The 6,675-nt window shown below is 60.3% G+C and carries 8 protein-coding genes; all 8 read right to left on the reverse strand.

What is annotated here, in order from left to right:
- A partial coding sequence (locus VNM72_06800) for a PQQ-binding-like beta-propeller repeat protein (GenBank protein HXF05108.1) occupies positions 1-876 on the reverse strand: 876 nt, incomplete at its 3' end.
- 224 nt (positions 877-1,100) lie between these two features.
- Positions 1,101-2,228, reverse strand: coding sequence for an aminomethyltransferase family protein (locus VNM72_06805; GenBank protein HXF05109.1), 1,128 nt, complete (start codon positions 2,226-2,228; stop codon positions 1,101-1,103).
- 171 nt (positions 2,229-2,399) lie between these two features.
- A complete protein-coding gene (locus tag VNM72_06810) occupies positions 2,400-3,272 on the reverse strand; it encodes a diacylglycerol kinase family protein (protein ID HXF05110.1) in 873 nt (290 codons plus the stop codon).
- 51 nt (positions 3,273-3,323) lie between these two features.
- A complete protein-coding gene (locus VNM72_06815; GenBank protein ID HXF05111.1) occupies positions 3,324-4,466 on the reverse strand; it encodes a tetratricopeptide repeat protein in 1,143 nt (380 codons plus the stop codon).
- Between the two features lie 108 nt (positions 4,467-4,574).
- Positions 4,575-4,919: a DUF192 domain-containing protein gene (locus VNM72_06820; GenBank protein ID HXF05112.1), complete on the reverse strand. Its 345-nt coding sequence runs from the start codon at positions 4,917-4,919 to the stop codon at positions 4,575-4,577.
- 87 nt (positions 4,920-5,006) lie between these two features.
- Positions 5,007-5,138, reverse strand: a complete 132-nt coding sequence (locus tag VNM72_06825; protein ID HXF05113.1) for a hypothetical protein — start codon at positions 5,136-5,138, stop codon at positions 5,007-5,009.
- A 52-nt stretch (positions 5,139-5,190) separates the two neighbouring features.
- Complete coding sequence (locus VNM72_06830) at positions 5,191-6,120, reverse strand: type II secretion system F family protein (protein HXF05114.1); 930 nt, start codon at positions 6,118-6,120, stop codon at positions 5,191-5,193.
- Between the two features lie 11 nt (positions 6,121-6,131).
- The coding region (locus VNM72_06835) for a type II secretion system F family protein (protein HXF05115.1) at positions 6,132-6,675 on the reverse strand (544 nt) is incomplete at its 5' end.

A 6,675-nucleotide genomic window follows, 5' to 3' on the forward strand; every position in this document is an offset into this window, starting at 1 on the left:
ACAATCAAACGTCCAGATGTCGTTGGGCACCGCCTGGTAGGCCCACACGAGCTTGCCCGTGTCGAGTTCGAGCGCGATGATGGCATCGGTGAATTTGGAGGGCGGGCCGGTGTACTGGTTGCCGGTCGTGAGATAGAGCCGATTCGCGCGCGGGTGGATGGCGACGGTTGACCACACGGCGCCGCCGGCGGGACCCCGAAGAGGAACGCCTCGCTTATTTTGACCCCGAGGAACCGGCGCCTCCGGGATGGTATAAAACCGCCAGATCAAGTCTCCCGTCTTCGCATCAAATGCCGCCACTCCTCCGCGAAACGTGCAGCATTCGTATCGAGGATCGCGCAGCATGGCTCCCTCCTCATGAGAGGAGACGCCGATATAGATGCGCCCGTTATAGTAGATGGGCGAGCTGGTCACCACCGCATAGCGGTGATCGTCAATCCGCCGCTTCCATCTGAGTTCGCCCGTTCGCGCCTCCACCGCATAGAGTCGGCCGGCGAGATCGCCGAAGAAGACCCGGCCATCGCCGTAAGCCGTTCCGACGCGCACGGGACTGCCGGTTTCAAATACCCAGACCTGTTTTCCGGTCTTCGCATCAACGGCGTAGTGTCGGCCATCCCATGAACCGAAATAGACAACGCCGCCGACGACCGTCGGCTGGCTCGATACATCGGCCTCGGTCTCAAAAATCCACTTGGGTTTTAAGCGTGAGACCGTCGCCGGTGTGATCTTCCTCTCGTCGGGATTGTAGTGTGATCCCGCCAGATCACGACCATAAAGGGGCCACTCCTGCTCCTGGTTATTTGTCTTGGTCGGGAACGGGAAGATCACCACGGTGAGGAGAAAAACCCACACAACGACTCCCATCACGCGCTTCATCGGCATGGCTCCTTCCTCAAAGAGATGTGGTTTACGGGCGGCAATTATAGTGGCGACCCCATCCGTGTCAAGTTCATGACAACCAAAGGAAGCACCGGGGGTTTGCCTCCGAAGACGGGGGAAAGCCGGTGAAAAAAGGGAATCCCGATCCGCTCAGCCTTCAGCTCGATCCGCGCATTCTCTTGGATGATGGGACGTGAGCGAAAAAAGGAATCTCCGTCCGCTCAGCCCGCACCCGGCGGCGAGAGGAAGGGGAGTGGTACTATCTCAGCCTCGACATCTCCGCGGCTCGTCCTGATCGTAACCGCCGTTCCCGGCGAACTGAGTTCACGTTTGACGTAACCGAGAGCAATGACGGAGGCCAGCATCGGCGAGAAGACGGCGCTCGTCATGCGCCCGACGTCCGAACCTCCGACGAAAATTCTCGCGCCTGCTTCCGGGACGCTTTCTCCTTTGACAACCAGCCCGACCAACCGACGGTTCACGTGGCCTCGATGGGCGATCTTTACAATCGTTTCCTGCCCGACGTAGCATCCTTTGCCGAAGCTGACGGCGTTATCCAGGCCTGCTTCAAGTGGAATGGTCGTTTCATCGAGGTCCACGCCATACCAGGGAATTGCCGCTTCCACGCGAAGAAGATTGAGCGCGCTCCATCCGACCCGCTTCAGGCCATAGTCTTCACCGCGCTGAAGAATCATCTGCCAAAGCAGCGGTGCAAAGGAAACCCCCGCGATCAGGTCATAGCCTTCTTCTCCCGTATGACTTGCCCGCACAAGACGAACCGGGATCAACCGGGGCGCGTTTGGCGCTTCTGCCGATTCCACGGCGATGAGAATTTCTCGATGATCCAGCTCGCGGTCGAGGGGATCGAGTTCCGAGGCGGCCAGTGCCCGGATCACAACCCAGGCGTATTGCCCTTGAAGGGAGAGCACGGCTGTGGCGGCTGTGACGTCCTCGATCTGCACGCGCAGCGAAAGCCTGTATCCCATCAGGGTGTCGAAGGTCTTGGGCATGGCCGCCGGCTCAACGTCCAGGAGAAAGGACTCGCCCATGTTCAAGACTCGAAGGAAGCTGATCATCCGTCCCTTGTTCGTGAGCAGCGTGGCCACACAACCCGATCCAGGCGCCAGACGGGCGACATCATTGGAGAGCAGGCTTTGAAGATATCGAACGCGCTCCTTGCCTGACACCTGAATCCGACCCCGACACGAGAGATCGAGCAACCCCACGCGCTGCCGAACGGCGTTATACTCCTCGATCAGGTCGGTGAAAACCGAAGGGATGGTCCAGCCCCCGAACTCTTCCAGGGCTGCTCCCGCTCGGCGATGGAGATCAGCAAGTGGTGTGATCACGTCCGTCCCTCCGCATGTCAGGCCGAAGGAGTCGCCACCACGGGGCAGACCTTCTCCCCATGACATCCTCAGCCCCGAGTTCACCCCTCAAGCCTAGAACAGGAACCGCCCTTTGCGCCAGTGCGCCCAGGAGATGCTGACCGAGCGGCCAGGGGGTAGGCTGCCGACGCTCTAGGTCTGCGGCGCACACACGGCGAGGGCGCGGGGCACGATCTCAATCGTTGCGGGCAGCGACTGAAGGTATTCCCCATCGCCGTAGATGTCTAACGCATCATCGGCAGTCACATCAATCCGCCGCGCCCGGTAATACTCGACGAAGGGCTGGTGAAGAGGCTGGCCTCTATAGGCGGATGGAAGCAGGCTGAGCAAGCGCGGCTTTGATGCTTTTCCGATGATGCAGACATCGAGCCAACCGTCGTCCATGCGCGCCTGGGGAGCAATGGTGATTCCTCCGCCATAGCTCGAACCGTTGGCCACGGCTACCAGCGTCACTTCCCGTTCAAGAACTTCACCGTCAAGACGAAGTCGCACGCGCCTGGGGCGAAAGGTCACCAATGTTTTGAGAATGGCCGCAAGATAAGCCGTCGTCCCCCGCCAGAGCGGCGATGTCTCCTGCGCCCGACGCGCCACCTCGGCATCCAATCCGATACCCGCCACGCTCGCAAAGAACCGCGCTCCTACACGGGCCAGATCAATCCGTCGCTCGCCACCGCTGAAGACTCTTTCCCATGCGCGTCGGGGATCGCGGGGAATTCCCAGACTGAGGGCGACATCATTCCCTCGGCCCAGGGGAACGATTCCCAGTCTTACGCCCGTTCCCGCCAGCACCGAGGCGAGGTGATGCAGTGTCCCATCGCCGCCGCAACCGACAATGGTGTCATAGCCCGCCTTCAGAGCCTCGCGGGCGACCGCGCGAAGGTGCTCGACGCTCTGGCTGACGATGAACTCGGCGGCGGAAGCTTTCAAATTCGCCCGAATCCGGTGAAACCAACGCAGCGCTCGTCCCGCACCGGCGGCGGGATTGACCACAGCCAGAACCTTCATCACTGCTCACCCCGCCTTTACTTTTCGACCTCTCCGGCGCGGCTCCGTAGATTACTTCTTAGCGGTCGCCTCGGCCTGCTGGGCTTTCAGATATTGAGCGTGAACCTGCTCGGCCTCTGAGGTATTCCCCGTCATGCGAAGAGCTGCTTCCAGATTGGCCAATGCCGTGACCGACATGGGATTGAGCTTCACGGCCTCGCGCAGATGTTTAATCGCCTGGTCAAACCTGGCCGCTCGCAGAAGCAAATAGCCGACGTTATTGTGAGCCGCTGCCTGCCCGAGCGCCCGCGAGAAATACTCGAAGGCGAGATCGTAGTCGCCTCGCGCCGCCGCAACCACGGCTATATTGTTGTTGGTCTGAGGATTGTTTGGATCAATCGCCAGCGCCTTCTTGTAATTTTTCAGCGCGTTTTCATGATCGCCCTGGTAGAAGTAGGAGACGCCGATGTTGTTGTAAATCGTGGGGTCGTTGGGTCGAAGCTGCAAGGCTCGACGATACGCGTCGCGGGCGCGCTCGTAATAGCCCCGTTGATCCCAGCAGATGCCCTCCTCGATGAGGGCCTCGACCAAACGCGGATTCAATTGGAGCGCGGCACGCAGCTTAGCGACGGCCAGATCGTACTGACTCTTGAGGCGCAAGGCCCGACCGAGCAGCAGGAAACCGTCGGCCATCGTTGGATCGAGCGACGTGGCCATGTCCAGTTCATAGGCCGCTTGGTCAACGAGTCCTCGGTCGAGCAGCAGGCGACCGAGCTGGAACCGCACTACCGCATCATCGGGGCGAAGGAGCGCTTGCTCCTTATACATCGCCAGTTCATCGGCGCTCGCTTTCGGAGCGGGGGCAGGTTGAGTGACGGGAGCGGGGGCGGGAGTGACGGCAGCCGCTTCTGCCCCCACGCGCGGCGGGCGTGAGACCGTCGAAGCCGGGGCGACCGATGACGCCTCCCCCTCATCAATACTCACGCGCGGCCGGATGGCCGATACCATCCGTTGATCGGGCGGCACCGTCGGCGCACGTCGAGCGACGATCGCCGGATCGGCCACGAGCAGCTTCTTCAATCCCGACTGGAGATTCACGCATCCGCTCGTGGAAAAGACCAAAAGAGCGGCAAAAGGAAGGACGAGTCCTCCCCGCAGAGGGATCAGGTGTGATGGTCGGCTTCTCTGAGTAAGAGCACAAATCTGTTGTCTCATCGTGACACCCTCCTCACGAATCCGCTATCCCCCCTCGTCCCCCACATTCAGTCCCGATCTGAAAGGCTTCGTCTCCTGGAGAAGGTCGGAAAGAATCTGCGACGATGCTCAGTTGGCGACCTCAAGCTGATCGCCGCACTCGGTTTGCGTGCGACGGGCCGTCTCGACGGGAAGCTCAATGACGCTGATCGCTTCCCGAACGGGCAGGACGACGCGAAAGGGCCTCAGCCCTTCAACGACTCGCACGACCCGATATCTTCGGTCAATAAAAACCGCATCGATGGGGAATCGCATCCCGAAGGTATGGATCGAGTCACAGGGCGTGATCAGGAGTCCCGCTCCTTCCGGGAGCGAGGGTCGCCCCAGCAACCCGACGAGCCGAGACCAGAACGTCGAGGCAACGGCGACATCGGTTGCCAACCACCGACCCTTTGTTGCGTTGTATACCTTCATGCGATGAGCCACCTCAATCGCGGATTCACAACCGCCGTGAGGGGAAACCGCCTCCCCCGCACGGCAGTCTTTCCATCCACTCCTCGACTAGCCCCTGGCGCGCCGCTTGTTGATGACAATGATCCCCAGGATGACGGCCAGGACGATCAAGACACCGAGAATGATCATGTCCAGCGACGGCATCCCGCCGCCTTGAAACAGCAGCATTGACAGAGCCATTCTATCCCCCTCCTGCTTGGCTGAGATTTAACTCCAACGAACTACCATCTGCTTAGCGATTCATGCCCCGGAAGACCTCCATCACCCGGAGCAGACCGGGCCCCAAAAGCACCACCATAATCGCCGGGAAAATGAAAAAGACCAGAGGAAAGACCAGTTTGATCGTCGTCTTGGCCGCCGCCTCCTCGGCGCGTTGGCGGCGTTTTGTCCGCAGCGAATCGGCAAAGACGCGCAGAGCGCGGGCGATGCTCGTGCCGAAGCGGTCGGTCTGAATCAACATGGCAGCGAATGACTGCAAATCCTTGACCCCGGTTCGGAGGCCGAGATTACGGAAGGCTTCCTCGCGGGGCTTCCCGGCGCGCATCTCCAGACCGCATAACTCAAACTCCTGGGCAATATCGGGGTGCGCTGTTTTCAGATCCGCCGCCACCCGCACCAGGGCCGCATTCAGGCTCAATCCGGCTTCCACGCAGGCCACCATGAGATCAACGGCATCGGCCAGGCTCTTTTGCAACCGATTCTTTCGCTGGCTGATCATGCTATCGAGAATCAGGGCGGGCGCGGCAAATCCCGCCAGCGCCAGAAGCGGCAACGCGAAGATCATTCCCGCCACCGAACTTCCCATCACGATCATGACAACCGTGAAAACGAGCGGCAGTCCCACAGCCGCCATGAGTTGAATCCCCTTGTAATTGACCACTGCCATCGGGCTGTAGAACCCCGCCTGACCGAGCCGCCGACGCAGAATCTCAGCCGATTTCTCCGGCGATTGAAAGAGCCGACCGAGCGACCCTGTCAATCGTTCGATGGTCTCCCGCAAACCGACCAGCGCCTGCGGCTCCCTCGGCACGGCCGTAGTTCCCGTCTTCAATTGTTCCAACCGGTCGGCGACGCTCTGCGCCTGGGGAGAGAAGGCATAATAGCCTCCGAGCACAAGCAACGTGACAGCAATAAAGGCCAGGATTGTGACGGCTGTAATCATCGCCCCACTCCCTATATGTCAATCCTCACGATCTTGCGAATCATGAGCACGCCCAGAAGTTCCATCGTCAGCGCCGTGCCGAGCATATACTTGCCCGGCTGGGTCGTGAAGAGCGGTTCCAGATATTCGGGATTGACCAGGTAGATGTAAAAGGCCAAGCCGAACGGAATCAGCCCAATCACCCACCCGGTCAGACGACCTTGTGCGGTAAAGACCCGCACCTGACCGAGAATGCGAAAGCGATCGCGGATGACGGTGGCAATATTCTCCAGAATTTCCGAAAGATTGCCCCCCGTCTCTCGTTGAATCAGGATGGCCGTGACGCACAGGCGCAGGTCGAGCAGAGGCACGCGCTCGATCAGATGTTCCAGCGCGACCTTCAGGCTCATTCCCAGATTGTGCTCTTCGTAGGTGCGGCGGAATTCCTTGGCGATGGGATCGGGCATCTCACTGGCCACCGTGTTCATGGCGCTGGAGAAGGCGTGGCCCGCGCGAAGCGCCCGCGTCATCAAGTCCAAGGCGTCGGGCAACTGCTCCAAAAACTGTGCCAGCCGC

The organism is Blastocatellia bacterium, from assembly GCA_035573895.1.
Taxonomy (GTDB): Bacteria; Acidobacteriota; Blastocatellia; order HR10; family HR10; genus DATLZR01.